This window comes from Rhodococcus aetherivorans (assembly GCF_011058165.1).
GTDB lineage: Bacteria > Actinomycetota > Actinomycetes > Mycobacteriales > Mycobacteriaceae > Rhodococcus > Rhodococcus aetherivorans.
Genome location: NZ_JAALEG010000022.1, coordinates 37,589 through 51,934, shown reverse-complemented (window position 1 = coordinate 51,934; position 14,346 = coordinate 37,589). Strand labels below are relative to the sequence as shown.

The following is a 14,346-nucleotide window of genomic DNA, read 5'->3' as shown; positions in this document are numbered from 1 at the left end:
CGGCGCCCCGAGCGACCCGCGGGTCCCCGCCCCGTCGCCCTCTCGACCGGTGTGCCGCGCCGACGTCCGGGAACGCTGGTAAGGTGCCGATTTCGGTTGCGCGGCCGGTGTTCCGGTCGGGACCACCGCCGACCGTTCCCGGGCCCTGCGGAACGCGGATCGAGATCGGAGAAGGCATGGGACGCGCCCTTCCCGTCGTGGCGGCCTGCGCGGCTGCGCTGCTCGCCCCGGCTCCGGGGGCGGCCGCGCACGTGCCGGACGATCGGATCGTGCTGCGCCCGGGCGACGGCATCACCTTCACCGCCGCCGATCCCGCGCCGGGTTGGTGCTCGGTCGCCGCGGTCGGCCACGACCGCGCAGGGCGGCTCGTCGCCATCACCGCCGGCCACTGCCGGCAGACCGGCTCGGCGGCCGTGTGGAAGGCCGGCGAGCAGAGCCGCGGGCCTGTCGGCACCGAGACCTCCGTCCACAGCCCCGGGTCGGTGGACTGGCTCGGAATACCGACCGACGCGGTGCCGGACTATGCGGTGCTCCAGCTCGACGAGACGAGGGTACGCGGCTCGAACACCTCGGCGCCGGACGCCGACGGCGAGGTCGTGGTGCTCGAGTCGATCGGCTCGCTGCCGGACGGCGACCAGGACATCGGCAGGCACTGCGCGGCCGGGCACACGACCGGGATCGCGTGCGGGCCCGCCCCGCTCGTCGACACGCTGGACGTCGCCGGCACCCGCGACGTGCTGGTGAACCCGAACTCGGTCAACTCGTGGCTCGTGATGCAGCAGGGCGACTCCGGCGGCCCGCTGGCCCGCACCGACACCCACGAGTGGCTCGGCCTCGCAGTCGGATACCGGCCGAACGACGTGCGCTTCGCGGTGTACCAGCGGGCCGACCGGATCATCGAGGACCTGGACGCCCGGGGCGGGATCGGCGCGGGATTCACGCTCGTGTGCACCCCGTGACGAGTCAGGTCGTCGCCTCCGCGGACGTCGTCGCCGTGCCTGCGCCGGCGGCGGTCGGCGTCCCGGGGCGGTGCATCGAGGCCGCGGCACCGCGGTGGTTGTGCTCGGTAACCACCACCTGGCCCGCGGCGATGGCCACCGCCACCGGCCACTCGATCAGATCCAGCGCTACCAGCGCCGCCAGCCCGGCGAAGTAGGCGAGCTGGTCGGGCCGTGGGATCCCGACTCGGCCGACGAGGGGCAGGTGCACGGCGAAGCGTTCGGCGTCGCGGGCGAGCCGCGCCATCGTTCGGTGGGATTCCCAGAAGGACTGTTCGTCGGCCATTCTTTCCTCGCTCGTCAACTTCGGTTCACCTGACGTCCCTACCGTCGGGGGCATGTCGAACCCGATGGCCGCCGTGGGCCCGGATGTGGTGGTCGGCGCCGTGGTCCGGCTGCTCACTCCCCCGCTGTGCGAGCTGTACGCCGTGTTGATGCGCGCCGGCGTGGTGGTCGTGGTCGACGACTGACACCACCGGCCGAACTAGCTCGTCGCCACGGGGGGAGTCTTCCGTGCCGGCTGCGCCGTCGGTGCGGGTGCGGTGACCGCCCCGGGGGCGGCGGTCGCGCCGGGACGCGCCGGGGCGGGGCGCGAGGAGCCGGACGGCGAGCGCGCCTCCGCCGACGGCGACGACGACCGGCCATTCCACGAGCCCGGTGAGCCCGAGCGCCGCAAGGGTCAGCGCCGCCGCCGGGGTGGAGCCGGAGCCGCTGCTCACACCGGAGCGGGCGCCGTCGAGCGCACCGCGCACGCTGCCGACGAGCCCGCCGACAGCGGCGCCGCCGACAGCTCCCGCGGCGCTGGTGGTGGCGTACGCGGTGCGGGTGACCAGGTGGCCGGTGGTGTCCAGTAGCTGCATGGCACGTCCTGCTCTGCTTTCGGTCGCCAGCGTGCGCGGGGTCTCGGCGGGACGGTGGCGCGGGGGTCTGCGGCGAGCTCGGCGCCTCGAGGAGCCGTCGTTCCCGGGGCACGGCGGCCGTGACGGTCGGACTCGCCCCTACTGTAGTCCCGATGTCGGCGAGAGCCGAGCGGTCGGCGCCGACGTTTTCCCGGAAGCGCCACCGGCATCCCGGGACTCGAGCACCGATGCCACCACCTCCCCGATCGCCGGCAGCCGGAGCGCGGCGGTCGGTGCGACGGCGGCGGCCACGGTGGCCGCCGCAGCGCACCCGAGTGCCTGCGTCCATCCGACCGGACCGACCGGCACGCAGCCCAGCAGCCCGCTGACCCCCGGCGTGCTGATCAGTGCGGCCATGGCGGCGAGCGAGCCGAGGACGGTGGCGACGACGAGGGGGCTGCGGGACTCGAGCAGTGTCTGCCCGAGCTGAGCGCCGACGAGCGCGACGAGCGCCACGGTCGACGCGCGCGGGTTCGAGCCCGTGACCCTGGCCATCGCCCACGCCGCGGTGGCCGCGGCCGCGGTCGTGGCGCCGCGGGCGGCCATGGCGTGCAGCAGCACGGACTCGTCGGGCCGGGGCGCGGGGCCGGAGCCGTCGGTGCGGGGGGTGCTGACGGCGAGGGCCGCCGCGGGCAGCGCGTCGGTGAGCATGTTCACCAGCAGCAGCTGGCGGGCATTGAGCGGCGAGCGGCCGGTGATCAGGCTACCGAGCAGCGCGAAGGCGACCTCGCCCGCGTTGCCGCCGAGCAGGACCGACACGGCGGCCTGGACCCGCTGCCACAGCACGCGGCCCTCGTCGAGCGCGTCGAGCAGGCCCGCGACGCGGCCCTCGAGCAGCACGACGTCGGCCGCGCCGCGCGCGGGGTCGCTGCCGCGGGAGGCCACGCCGATGCCGACGCTCGCGGCCCGGATCGCGGCGGCGTCGTTGGCGCCGTCACCGACCATGGCGCACACGTGTCCGGTGCGTTCGAGGGCCTGCACGATCTGCACCTTGTGCTCGGGGGACATTCGGGCGAAGACCAGCCGCTCCTCCACGGCTCGTTCCCGTTCGGTGTGCGAGAGTCCGTCCCATTCGGCACCGCTGAGCACCTGATCCGCCGTGACGGGCAGGCCCAGTTCGCCGGCGATCGCGACGGCGGTCACCGGATGGTCGCCGGTGACGAGCCGGACGGCGACGCCCTGCTCGAGCAGCGCGGGCAGCAGTCCGGCCGCGTCGGCCCGCGGCGTGTCGGACAGCCCGATGAGGCCGACGTGCCGCAGCCCGTTTCCGGACAGCTCCGCGAGGGCGTCGGGATCGTCTGCCGCCCCAGCGGTTTCGGCATCGGTCAGGTCGCGCTGTCCCACGGCGATGACCCGCAGTCCGTCGGCGGCCAGGGCGTGCACCCGCTCGCGGACGTCGGGATGGTCGTCGCCGTAGGCGCCGAGCATCATCTCCGGCGCACCCTTGACCGCGAGGTGGTTTCCGGCGATCGCAGCCGCGTAGGCCCGGCCGGACCGGAACGGCAGGTGGGCCGTCCGTTCGGCGGCCCGGTCCGCGACGGCGGCGGCGTGCGCGGACTCGACGATCGCGACGTCGGTGGCGTGCTCGGGTGGTCCCCCGTTTGCCGGAATGCCGGTGCGGGCGGCGCAGGCCAGCACGTCCTCCCGGGTGAAGCCGGGGGCGGGTTCGACCGCCGCGACCCGCAGGCGGTTCTCGCTGAGTGTGCCCGTCTTGTCGAAGCAGACGACGTCGACCCGGCTGAGGGCCTCGATCGAGCGGGGCGCCCGCACGAGGGTCGAGCGCTTGGTGAGCCGGCGGGCGGACGCGACCTGTGCGAGGGTGGCCACGAGCGTCAGCCCTTCCGGCACGGCCGCGACGGTGACCGCGACCCCGCTGGTCACCGCCGCGCGGACCCCGGTGCCGCGGAGCAGGCCCAGCGCGGCGACGAGGACGCCGCCGCCGAGGCTGACGGGCAGCGCCCGGCGGGTGAGGGTGCTCAGCCGTGCCTGCAGGCCCACCTCCCGGACCCGCGCGGGCGCCATCGCGGTGGCGCGACGGGTCTCGGTGGCCCCGCCCACCGCCGTCACGACCGTCACCGCGGTGCCGGTGAGCACGGTGGTGCCCGCGTAGAGCATGCAGGCGCGTTCGGCCAGCGGGGCCCCCGGCGTCGAGTCGCTCTGCTTGACGACCGGGAGCGACTCCCCGGTCAGTGCCGACTCGTCGACCTCGACCCCGTCGGCGTGGAGGATTCGCCCGTCCGCGGGCACGACCTCGCCGGGACGGACCTCGACGACGTGCCCGGGACGCAGCCGGGCCGCGGGGACTCCGACGTATCGCCTGCCGCCGCGTGGTCCGGCGACGCGGCGCGCGGGCGGATCCTGCACCGCCAGAAGCCTTTTCAGAAGTCGCTCGGCACGCAGGCGCTGGGCGGCCGAGATCGCGGCGTTGAGCAGCAACACCGATCCCACGAGCACGGCGTCGAGCGGCGAACCGAGCACCGCACTCGCCGCGGAACCGGTGGCGAGGACGGGGGTCAGCGGGTCGGACAGCTCGGTGCGTACCGCACGGGTGAAGTCGACGGCGGAGCCGACCGGGCGGGTGCCGACCCGCCGCACCACCCGCACCGCCCGCGTGCGGGTCCGCACCCGCCAGCCGGAATCCTCCGCGGGCAAGAACAACTCGTCCGGCGACGGCGCGGGGAGGAGCGCGCACACCTCGGCCACCGACAGCGCATGCCAGTCGTGGGCCGAACGCGGTGGCGGCAGCGGCGCGGCGAGCGCGGTGCGGGCCGCCGACGTTCCGGCCCACAGCCCGGCCGCGGCACCGGCGGTGACCGATTCCGGACCGGTGCCCGGCACACCGGGCAACATGAGCAGCGCTCCGAGGGCGGAGGCGTCGCGGGCGATCTCCACGCCGCGCCGGCTCGCGGTCCGGGCGGCCGGGAGCGCGTGCAGGATCCGCCACGCACCGGTGAGGTCGCGGACCATCAGGTCCGCCGGCCAGGGCGGCCGGCTGCCATCGCGCAGGACACCGATGCCCACGTCGGCCAGGGCGAGGGCCTGCGCCGCCTCGGCGGTGAGGACCACGACGGTGCCGCCGCCGCGCTGCAACCTCTCGACGATGCCGAGCAGTGCGGCGTCCATCGACTCGACGAGAGGTTCGAGGCGATCGAATCCGTTCCGCAGGGAGCCCGCCCCCTCGTCCTCGACGGAGACCACGACGATCCCGGCGCGCCGGGCGGCGGCGAGCACGGCGGACGCGTAGCGGTCGTGGACGGGACCGATCAGCACCCGCGCGTCGGCGGGAAGGTGCCCGGGCACGTCCGGCACGGCGGAGACGGGGTGCCAGCCGGGGGTGAGGACGCCGCGTTCGACCGCCGTCCGCGCCCGGTCCCACACCACGCTGCGGTCGCGGTCGGGCACGCCGTTCAGGCGCGTCACCGCGAGCCCGGGGGTGTACAGGGCGCGGGGGTCGACGACGATCGCGTCGACCCGGTCGAGGCGGCGCAGCACGGCCGGTCGCAGGGTCAGCACGCCGCGGGCGGCGAGCCCGCGCGCGAGGGTGGCGGCGAAGGATTCCCGCGCGGTGCGGGTGGCCTTGGGGACGGCGACGAGCGCCGCGGAACCGGCGGTGGTGGGTCGGCCGGTCAGGAGCCCGGCCGCTGCCGCGCCGGCGAGGCCGGCCCAGCCGGCACGGTCGGTGTAGCGCTCGACCGGACCGGCCGGGGGTTCGGTGGGACGGACCGGCCGGCGCGGGCAGCGGGCCGTGGCCGCGTGGGGGGCGAGGTCCGGTTCGAAGTCGCGCCAGGCGCGCCGCATCGCCAATGTCTCGCCCACGAGGACGGTCCGGGTGGCGGCCTCGACGGCGGAGGAGGCAGGCGAGAGGGTCAGGGTGTGCAGCACGGAGGTCCCGGCGGCCAGCAGCAGGTCGGCCCTGCCGGGGCCGAGCGCGGACTCGACGAGAGCGCGGATCCGCGGGTGGTAGTCCGACACGAGGACCGGAGCGGCTGCGCCGCCGTGCAGGCGCGGCAGGCGCAGGTAGCGCCCCGCCGCGGTCAGCGCCAGTCCGGTGCCGGCGGTCGCCGCGGACACGCCCCGCCGGACGAGCAGGACGTCGTCGCCCGGCAGCTCGTGCGGAACACCGCGGGGTGCGGTTGCGGCGCCCTCCGCTTCGGCGTGTTCGACGACGCGCCGGAGCGTGCCGGCCGTCGGTCCGGCCGGGTCCGTGGACACCACGAGACGGCACCAGGGGCGGTGCAGTTCGGCTGTGGCCACGCCCGGTGTGTCCCGGATCGCGGCGAGCACCCGGTCGCCGAGCGCCTCCCCGTCCGGGCCGTCGAGGCCGCGGACCTCGATCCACGTTCGGGCACCGTTCGCTGCGCAGCGCCGGGCGGGGCGCCCGCCGGCCGCCTCCCGGGCGACGTCCGCGACGAGCTGGACAACGGCCGCGGGGGCGGGGGCCGCGGCGGCGGTGACGGGTGCGCGCAGCAGGGCCGCCCCCACGCCGGCCGCCGTGGCGGCGCCGACGATCGCGGTGTCGAGGGCGACGCCGGCACCGGCGGCCGCCACCCGCACGCCGGCCCGCAGGGCGGATCCGGGAAGGGCCACGAGGGTGGCGACCGAACCGCGCGGACGCCGCCGGTAGGAAGTGCTGTGGTGCATGGTGTCCTCCTCGGCTGCCGCACGAGCGTCCCGGCTCGGGACCGGACACCGGGTGCCGACGCTCGGACATGCCCGCCGGCAGTCGCCGGCATCGAGGTCACCGCGCTTTCAGCGTAGTTCCGCCGTCGGGCGGTGGACACGTCTCGGGGTGATTCGCCCGGTGACCTCGCGTGGAGCTCAGCGGACGCTCTCGGTGACCGTCCAGCGACCCTCCCCCTGCAGTTCGAGCACCCGGTCGTGGAAGCTGTCGAGGGTGCTGCGGTGCCCGACGCTGACGATGACGCTGTCCGGCAGCGCCTCGCGCACGGTGCGATAGAGCGCGTGCTCGAGTCCCTCGTCGACGGCGGCGGTGGCCTCGTCGAGGAACACGGTCCGCGGCCGGGCCAGCAGCACCCGCGCGAACCCGAGGCGCTGCTGCTCCCCGGGGGACAGCACGCGCGCCCAGTCGGTGTCGTCGTCGAGGCGTTCCCTCAGGTGCCCGAGGTGCACGCGTTCGAGCACCTCGCCGAGTTCCGCGTCGTCCCGTACGGGCGGACGAGGATACGACAACGCTTCGCGCAGCGTCCCGAGCGGCACATACGGGTCCTGGGACAGGAACAGCGCGTCGCCGTCCGGGCGCGCGATCCGACCGTGGGCGTACGGCCAGAGCCCGGCGAGGGAGCGCAGCAGCGTCGTCTTGCCGCTGCCGGACGCGCCGCGGACGAGCAGCGCCTCGCCGGGGGACACGTGGATGTCGAGGCCGGTCACGAGCGGCCGGCCGGCCGGGGTCCGCACGTCGAGACCGCGCAGGTCGAGGGTGTCACCCTGCTCGGTCGCGACGAGGACGGGCAGCTTCGCGGACTGGTCGGTGGCGTCGACCAGGCCGTTGAGACGGATGGTGGTCGCCCGGAACGCGGCGAAGTCGTCGTAGGACTCGCGGAAGAAGGACAGCGAGTCGTGGACCTGACCGAAGGCGTTGCCGGTCTGCATCACGTCACCGAGGGTGACCTGACCGGCGAACAGCCGCGGCCCCTGGATGAGAAACGGGAAGATCACCGCGATCTGGTTGACGGTCAGGTTGAAGCCGTCGAACTTCAGGATCCGGAACACGATGCGCCACCAGTTGCGGATCACCGCGGCGAATCGGCCCAGCAGGCCACCCCGCTCGACGTTCTCGCCGCGGTAGAAGGCGATGTTCTCGCCGTACTCGCGGACGCGGACCAGGGCGTAGCGGTAGGTGGCGCCGAGCTTCTCGTTGAGGAAGTTCAGCCGGATCAGCGGCCGGCCGATCCAGAACGCCACCGCGGTGGTGACCAGCACGTAGATGTAGACCAGGAACACCATTCCGCGGGGGATCTCGGTGCCGAACACGGTGATCGGGCCCGACAGGTCCCACAGGATGCCGGTGAAGCTGACGATGGACAGCACCGCGGTGACCGCCCCCATCGACAGGACGCGGGTGGTGGTGACGAAATCGGTGACGTCGACCTGGATGCGCTGGTCGGGGTTGTCCACCGGCTTGTCCACGAACCGGTCCCGGTAGAACGCCCCGGTGTCGAGCCAGGTGTCGACGAGCCGGTTGTTCAACTGGGTGCGCCAGTGGATGTCGAGGGTCTGACCGAGCAGGTACGCGACCAGGCTGCGCGCCACGTGGATGGTGGCGAGCACGGCGAAGACCCGCATGAACCGCCAGAACGCGGCCTCGTCGAGGTCCTGGATCGCGGTGTAGAAGTCGTTGTACCAGTACGAGAACAGCACGTTCATCCGCACCGCGAAGACGGTGAACAGCAGAACCAGGGCCACGAGTCCGAGCGGGCCGAGGCCCCGACGCGGATCGAAGTAGGGCCACGCGATGCGCCACCACTGCCGTCCCCAGTGGGTCGTTCGCGCGAGCAGCGCCACCACGACGACGAACACCACCGTTGTGATCACATACGCCTTCAGCGTCCACCAGACGCTGTCGACGAGCACACTTCCCCATTCCATCCGTCGCCGCTCCCGTCTCCCGCGCGATCGCGCGGTCCATGCGAGAGATTGTGGACCCCGCCCCGGGGTGCGCGACGCCGATTCCGCGACCGATCGTGGGGCTGCCCCCGCGGCGGAGCCGGTGGCCGGCGCGCGCCGGGCACCGGACCGCTGCTTCGTCACGGGTTCTGCGGGTATCCGACGGTCATGGAGGTTCTGGGCACTCTCATTCTCGTCGGGGTGGTCGTCTACGTGGTGGTCCAGCGTCGCAGGAGCGGGCCACGGAGGTGACCACGGCTCGGCCGGGCTCGCCGTGCGGTCGAGCCCGGCTGGGCCGTGCCCGCAGGACGGAACGATCCGCGGGTGCACACGAACGTCGCCGGTCCTCGCTCCTGGCGGCGAGGACCGGCGACGGGTCGGTGGGTGGCTGTCAGCGGGTGCCGGGCACGGTGCGGTGCGTCGTGGTCCGGCGGGTGAGCAGGAAGCCGAGGGCGATCATGGCGGCCCCGAGCACGAAGTGCAGCCAGTCGTCGGCGGAGTTGACCGGCACGAAGTTCGCCGAGCTGTCCTTGTCGATCACCAGTCCGTAGAGCCACAGCACCAGGTAGATGATGCCGCCGCCGATGAGGTAGGACCGAGCGGCACCGACCGTGCGGGCCATCGCGACGCCTGCCACACCGAAGAGCAGATGCACGATGTTGTGGAGGATGGAGACCCCGAAGATCCCGAGCAGCAGCGCCCCGGACTCGTGCCCGGCGAACGTCATGGTGTCGTAGTTGGTCGTGATTCCGAGAACGAACCCGAGAATGCCGACGAGGAGAAACACCACACCGACAGCGAGGGCGGCTGTCTGCACCGGTGTCCGGGTCATAGTTCGTCCTGCGTGCTCGGCCATGGCCGGCTCCTTTCGTTCGAACAGGTGACCGGAGCGGAGTGGCTGCGGCTGCCGGAGAGATACCTCCGTGGGCGTTCGTGAAACCTTGCCCGCGAGGATTTTCGCGGGACGGCGACGGGCCGTGCGTGCTGCCGATAGGAACGGTCACCGGTCCCGGGTCATCGGACCCGGCCGCGGGTCGGTTCCGGCGGGGGTGAGCTGGGCGACCAGTCGGGCAGCGACGTCGCGCAGCTTGACGTTCTCGTGCTGGGACTGGCGCACCAGCACGGCGAAGGCCTCCTCGGCGGTCAGACCGCGCGCGGCCATGACGATCCCGACGGCGTGGTCGATGGTCGGACGCGAGCGCAGGGCCCGATCGAGTTGCGTGATCTCCGCCCGGGCCCGGGCACAGCGACGGGCCTGCCGCAGTGCGGTCTCCACGGCCGTCGTGAACACCTCCACCAGCGTCTCGTCCAGAGAATCGAACCCGTGGTCGTGTTCGCTGTAGAGGTTGAACGATCCGGCCGTCTCGTCGTCGATCCGCAGCGGCGCGGCCAGCGAACTCGCCGTCCCGAACCGTTCCGCGCGCTCGGCGAACGCCGGCCAGCGTCGCCGCATCTCGGCGCGGTCCGCGCGCACCACCTGGCCGGTCCGCACGGCGTCGAGGCCCGGACCGGCGCCGGCGAGGTACTGGGCGTGGTCGAGTTCGTAGAGCAGCGGATTGCTGCAGGCCTCCGTCTCGGGGCGGCCGCCCCGCAGGACCGTCACCCCCGCCATGCCGGTCTCGGGCACGATCTTCACGACGTTGCCGACGAGCAGGTGCAGCGGCTCGGGCAACTCGTCGCCCTCGTCGAGCGCGGCGGACAGCCTGCGCAGCGCCACGACGATCTCCCCGACTCGTCCACACAGTGGATCGTTCCCGGCCATGTCCCCGTCCACGACTGCATCCCCGTCGGTCGTTCTTCTCACAGAATGCACCCGGTGAGACCGGCCGGGCACAGTTCTCGGGTCATCTCGTGTGACCTCACCGCCCGAGGCGCTGCGCCAGGTATCCGACCAGGCCGTCGAGGGTGCTCAGGTGCGCGTAGTCCGCCTCGGGGATGTCCACCCCGAGCGACGAACGCAGTCCGATCAGCACGTTCAGCCAGTCCATCGAGTCGAGGTCGACCTGCTGGCGCAGCGGCCGGTCCCCCGCCAGTTCGATGTCCTCGATCTCGGGGGCGACGTCGGCGATCGCGGCGACGACGGCGGCGCGGATGTCGGCACGGGCGGTCTCGCCGGTATTGGTCTCGTCGGTGGTCACGATCTCACCTCACAGTCGTTCCGGGTGCTGGAGCAGTTCGGCGATCTCGGCCAGGAACAGGGCGCCGCGCCGGCCGTCGCTGACCCGGTGGTCCGCGGCGAGGGTCGCGGTGACCACCGGGACGGGCCGCACCGCGTCGCCGTCGACCCACGGGCGCCGGGTCGGCTTGCCGAAACCGACCAGTGCGACCTGCGGCGGGTAGATCACCCCGTACACCGAGTCCACGCTTTCCTCCCCCAGGTTGGTCACGGTGACGGTGGGGTCGGACATCTCCGAGCTGCGCAGCGAGCCCGCCCGGGCGCGCTTGACGAGGTCGGCGAGGGCCGCCATGAGCTCGGGCAGGGCGAGGTCGGCGACGTCGTGGATCGCCGGGGCGATCAGCCCGCCCTGGCGCAGGGAGACCGCCACCCCCACGTGCGCGGCCGGGGCCGGGTGGAACTCGCCGTCGGTCCAGAATCCGCTCATTTCGGGGTACCGGAGGGTGGCCAGTGCGACCGCCTTGAGCAGCAGCGCCGCAAGCAGGACGCGCTCGGTGACCGGGCGTTGCGCGTTGTACTCGGTGAGCCAGTCGAGGGCCCGCGCGAGCGGGATCTGTTCCGACAGGTAGTAGTGCGGAATCTCCCGCTTGGAACGTCCCATCGCGGACGCGATGGCGCGGCGCATCTCGGCGGCCTTGTCGATCGGGGCCCTGGCCGGTGCCGCCGCGGCGGCAGGTGGCGCCGGCGCCGGCGCGGCGCCCGCACGAGCCGCCGCCCGATCGACGTCCTCGATCGTCACCGACTCCCAGGGTCCGGTGCCGGTCACGGTGTCGAGGTCCACGCCCAGCTGCCGGGCCTGCCGGCGGGCGGCCGGCGAGACCCGCCGCCGCGCGGCCGGGGCGGCCGGCGAGACCCGCCGCCGCGCGGCCGGGGCGGCCGGAGCGGGCGCCGGCGGCGCCTCGGTGACGGGGGCGGCGCCGCCGGCCGCGGCGACGGGGGCCACCACCGGGGCCGCGGCCGCCGGGGCCTCGGCGACGGGCGGAGCGTCCTCCCCGGGCTCGAGCAGGGTTGCCATCACCGCGCCGACCGGCAGCGTGACACCCGGTTCCGCGACCAACCGGTGGACGACCCCGTCCCGCCAGATCTCGACCTCCACCTCGGCCTTGGCGGTGTCCACCGAGGCGATCACCTGGCCGCGCTCGACCGTGTCACCGGGCGCGACGCGCCATTCGGTCAGGGTGCCCTCGTCCATGTCGGCGCCGAGGGACGGCAGGGTGAACTCGAACACGTCGCCTCCTCAGCTCTCGCCCATCAGGGCCTGCACGGCGGCGACGATCTTCTCCGGCTGGGGAATGGCCGCCTGCTCCAGGTGCCGGGCGTAGGGCACCGGCACCTCCTCGCTGCACACCCGCGCCACGGGTGCGTCGAGGTCGTAGAACGCCTCCTCGGCGATCCGGGCGGTCACCTCTGCGGAGAGGCCGACGCTGCGCCAGCCCTCGTCGACGACCACCACCCGGTGGGTGCGACGGACGGAGTCCACGACGGTGGCCGTGTCCAGCGGGCGCAGCACCCGCAGGTCGACGACCTCGGCCTCGATTCCGCTGCCCGCCAGGGTTTCCGCCGCGACGAGGGACTTGCCGACGGTGCCGCCGTAGGCGACGAGGGTCACGTCGCCGCCCGGCCGGAGCACCCGCGCGCTGTCGATGTCGACCGGTTCGTCGGGGTCGATGTCGGCGGTGGTGTTGTAGAGCAGTGCGTGCTCGAACACGACGACCGGGTCCGGGTCCGCGAGAGCGGGGGCGAGCATGCCGCGGGCGTCCCGCACGGTCGCCGGGGCCAGCACCCGGATGCCGGGGATGTGCGCGTACCACGCCTCGAGGCTGTGCGAATGCTGCGCGGCCAGCTGCCGCCCGGCGCCGGTGGCCATGCGGATCACGATCGGCACGGAGAACTGGCCGCCGGACATGTGGCGCAGTGCGGCGGCGGTGTTCACGATCTGATCGAGGGCCAGCAGGCTGAAGTTGACGGTCATGATCTCGACGATCGGCCGCATCCCGCCGAGCGCCGCACCGATGCCCGCACCGACGAAGCCCAGCTCGGACAGCGGGGTGTCGCGGATGCGTTCGGGTCCGAACTCGTCGAGCAGGCCCTTGGTCACGGCGTACGTGCCGCCGTATCGCCCGATGTCCTCGCCCATGAGGAACACCCGCGGATCGGTGCGGAGCCGAGTTCGAGGCGGGTGAGCAGGGGTTCGGGACCGAAGGCCGAGAACAGCGGGGTGACGACCGTGCCGTTGCGCAGGGCACCGAGGACGGCGATGTACAGCTCGGGGATCCGGCCGGAGAACACGAACAGCCGGTCGCCCTTGCCGATTCCGAGGTCGCGCAGGACGCGGGTGAAGCGGCGGACGCGGTCTGCGAGGTCGCCGTACGACAACTCCGTGACGTCGATACGGCCCGTCGCGTCACCGGCACCGAGGAACCGGAGGGCGGGACGGTCCCGCAGCGGGCCGTCGGCGTGCCGGTCGACCGCCGACCAGGCGATGTTGCACCCCCCGCCCGGGGGGCCCGGCATCTGCGCCGCCGCCTCGTCCCACGTGAACCGGGCACAGGTGGCCTCGTAGTCCGACAGGTTCGGCGGGACCCGCAGGTCGTCGGCCGTCTTGCGGATCACCGCGTCGCTGCTGGTCGTCACGGCCGCTCCCTCCGGTGCAGATCGCGTCGAGCCGATCATGCGCCGCCCGGAACGGCCGGCATAGGGGCATTGGTCCCTCGGGCATCCGCCGCACGGGCGTGCGGGTGCTGCCGCGGACCCGCACGGACACGACGGGGAGCCCTCCGGGCCTTCGACCGTCCCGCGTTGCCGGCGCGCGCAGCGGTGCATGCCGGTGTGACTCACGGTGACGGCGATCCTGCCGAGGACCCCGTCGACGCAGGCTTCGGCTTCGGGCAGCCCCACCAGCCGAAGCCTGCGCCGGCGTCGGTCGCTGACGCGGTGCGGGACCGGCTGGGCGAGAACACCATCCGGGATGTTGCGTGCCGAGAACCCGAGCCGGTCCGATCCCGGATCCGGCCCTGCCAGCGCCGCACCCCAGCCGGGTTCGGCAGATCCGCTCCGGTCCTCTCCGGTTCTCCCGTCGTTGCCCCCGGGTTGCCCAGCGGGGCAGACTGTCTGTCGACGCTGGCCTGCCGAGCCGCAGGGCATCCGAGGAGGCGATCGTGGAGCTGCACATCGTGGCGATCGACAAGCCCGACGACATGAACGTCGTCGTCGGGCAGGCCCACTTCATCAAGACCGTCGAGGACCTGCACGAAGCACTGGCCGGGGTGAGTCCCCACCTCCGGTTCGGAGTGGCGTTCTGCGAAGCCTCCGGACCTCGCCTCGTGCGCTTCTCGGGCAACGACGACCGGCTCGTCGAATTGGCCAGGCGCAACGCCTTGGCGGTCGGCGCAGGCCACTCGTTCTTCGTGTTCGTGGAGGACGGCTATCCGGTGAACATCCTGAACACGCTGAAGCAGGTACCGGAGGTATGCGGCATCTTCTGCGCCACGGCCAACGCCGTCGAGATCGTCGTGGCCGAGACGGAGCTCGGCCGAGGCATTGCCGGGGTGATCGACGGGAACCCACCCCTCGGCGTGGAGACGAGCGCCGACGTCGCCGACCGCAAGGCACTGCTGCGCACGATCGGTTACAAGCTGTGACCGCCCGT

11 protein-coding genes and 2 pseudogenes are annotated in these 14,346 nt (G+C 73.5%); 4 read left to right on the top strand and 9 right to left on the bottom strand.

What is annotated here, in order from left to right; translation table 11 throughout:
- Nucleotides 1-176 precede the first annotated feature (176 nt).
- On the top strand, nucleotides 177-959 hold the full coding sequence (locus G6039_RS11715) for a chymotrypsin family serine protease (RefSeq protein WP_029544013.1): 783 nt from the start codon (nucleotides 177-179) through the stop codon (nucleotides 957-959).
- 4 nt (nucleotides 960-963) lie between these two features.
- On the opposite strand, the gene G6039_RS11710 is transcribed toward G6039_RS11715, so the two are convergent.
- The gene (locus G6039_RS11710) at nucleotides 964-1,284 is read right to left on the bottom strand and encodes a hypothetical protein (protein WP_006941121.1); all 321 of its coding nucleotides are present in this window, start codon (nucleotides 1,282-1,284) and stop codon (nucleotides 964-966) included.
- 52 nt (nucleotides 1,285-1,336) lie between these two features.
- Between G6039_RS11710 and G6039_RS31070 the strand changes: the two genes are divergently transcribed.
- On the top strand, nucleotides 1,337-1,468 hold the full coding sequence (locus G6039_RS31070; RefSeq protein WP_255326704.1) for a hypothetical protein: 132 nt from the start codon (nucleotides 1,337-1,339) through the stop codon (nucleotides 1,466-1,468).
- Nucleotides 1,469-1,540: 72 nt separating this feature from the next.
- The gene (locus G6039_RS31230) at nucleotides 1,541-1,852 is read left to right on the top strand and encodes a hypothetical protein (RefSeq protein WP_164528075.1); all 312 of its coding nucleotides are present in this window, start codon (nucleotides 1,541-1,543) and stop codon (nucleotides 1,850-1,852) included.
- Nucleotides 1,853-1,996: 144 nt separating this feature from the next.
- On the opposite strand, the gene G6039_RS11700 is transcribed toward G6039_RS31230, so the two are convergent.
- The 8 genes and pseudogenes from G6039_RS11700 to G6039_RS11665 form a co-directional block, all read right to left on the bottom strand.
- Nucleotides 1,997-6,538: a cation-translocating P-type ATPase gene (locus G6039_RS11700; RefSeq protein ID WP_235194026.1), complete on the bottom strand. Its 4,542-nt coding sequence runs from the start codon at nucleotides 6,536-6,538 to the stop codon at nucleotides 1,997-1,999.
- Nucleotides 6,539-6,715: 177 nt separating this feature from the next.
- Nucleotides 6,716-8,503 carry an ABC transporter ATP-binding protein/permease gene (locus G6039_RS11695; protein ID WP_029544015.1) on the bottom strand — a complete coding sequence of 596 codons (1,788 nt, stop codon included), beginning with the start codon at nucleotides 8,501-8,503 and terminating at the stop codon, nucleotides 6,716-6,718.
- A gap of 409 nt (nucleotides 8,504-8,912) precedes the next feature.
- Nucleotides 8,913-9,353, bottom strand: a complete 441-nt coding sequence (locus tag G6039_RS11690) for a DUF4383 domain-containing protein (protein WP_043798350.1) — start codon at nucleotides 9,351-9,353, stop codon at nucleotides 8,913-8,915.
- A 168-nt stretch (nucleotides 9,354-9,521) separates the two neighbouring features.
- On the bottom strand, nucleotides 9,522-10,283 hold the full coding sequence (locus G6039_RS11685) for a GAF and ANTAR domain-containing protein (protein WP_206530961.1): 762 nt from the start codon (nucleotides 10,281-10,283) through the stop codon (nucleotides 9,522-9,524).
- 97 nt (nucleotides 10,284-10,380) lie between these two features.
- A complete protein-coding gene (locus tag G6039_RS11680) occupies nucleotides 10,381-10,659 on the bottom strand; it encodes an acyl carrier protein (RefSeq protein ID WP_006946663.1) in 279 nt (92 codons plus the stop codon).
- Between the two features lie 9 nt (nucleotides 10,660-10,668).
- Nucleotides 10,669-11,925 carry a 2-oxo acid dehydrogenase subunit E2 gene (locus G6039_RS11675; protein ID WP_164528074.1) on the bottom strand — a complete coding sequence of 419 codons (1,257 nt, stop codon included), beginning with the start codon at nucleotides 11,923-11,925 and terminating at the stop codon, nucleotides 10,669-10,671.
- Between the two features lie 9 nt (nucleotides 11,926-11,934).
- Nucleotides 11,935-12,861, bottom strand: a pseudogene (locus tag G6039_RS11670) (alpha-ketoacid dehydrogenase subunit beta); the annotation flags it as partial.
- A pseudogene (locus G6039_RS11665) lies at nucleotides 12,849-13,370 on the bottom strand (AMP-binding protein); the annotation flags it as partial. The pseudogenes G6039_RS11670 and G6039_RS11665, both read right to left, overlap by 13 nt.
- Before the next feature lie 485 nt (nucleotides 13,371-13,855).
- Here G6039_RS11665 and G6039_RS11660 point away from each other — a divergent pair.
- Nucleotides 13,856-14,338: an adenosine-specific kinase gene (locus G6039_RS11660; protein ID WP_043797138.1), complete on the top strand. Its 483-nt coding sequence runs from the start codon at nucleotides 13,856-13,858 to the stop codon at nucleotides 14,336-14,338.
- The last annotated feature ends 8 nt before the right edge of the window (nucleotides 14,339-14,346 follow it).

Coding starts and splice junctions, on each gene's coding strand:
- G6039_RS11710 (WP_006941121.1), bottom strand. CDS start 1,284: ATGGCCGACGAACAGTCCTTCTGGGAATCCCACCGAACGATGGCGCGG.
- G6039_RS11695 (WP_029544015.1), bottom strand. CDS start 8,503: ATGGAATGGGGAAGTGTGCTCGTCGACAGCGTCTGGTGGACGCTGAAG.
- G6039_RS11685 (WP_206530961.1), bottom strand. CDS start 10,283: ATGGCCGGGAACGATCCACTGTGTGGACGAGTCGGGGAGATCGTCGTG.
- G6039_RS11715 (WP_029544013.1), top strand. CDS start 177: ATGGGACGCGCCCTTCCCGTCGTGGCGGCCTGCGCGGCTGCGCTGCTC.
- G6039_RS11690 (WP_043798350.1), bottom strand. CDS start 9,353: ATGACCCGGACACCGGTGCAGACAGCCGCCCTCGCTGTCGGTGTGGTG.
- G6039_RS31070 (WP_255326704.1), top strand. CDS start 1,337: ATGTCGAACCCGATGGCCGCCGTGGGCCCGGATGTGGTGGTCGGCGCC.
- G6039_RS11700 (WP_235194026.1), bottom strand. CDS start 6,538: ATGCACCACAGCACTTCCTACCGGCGGCGTCCGCGCGGTTCGGTCGCC.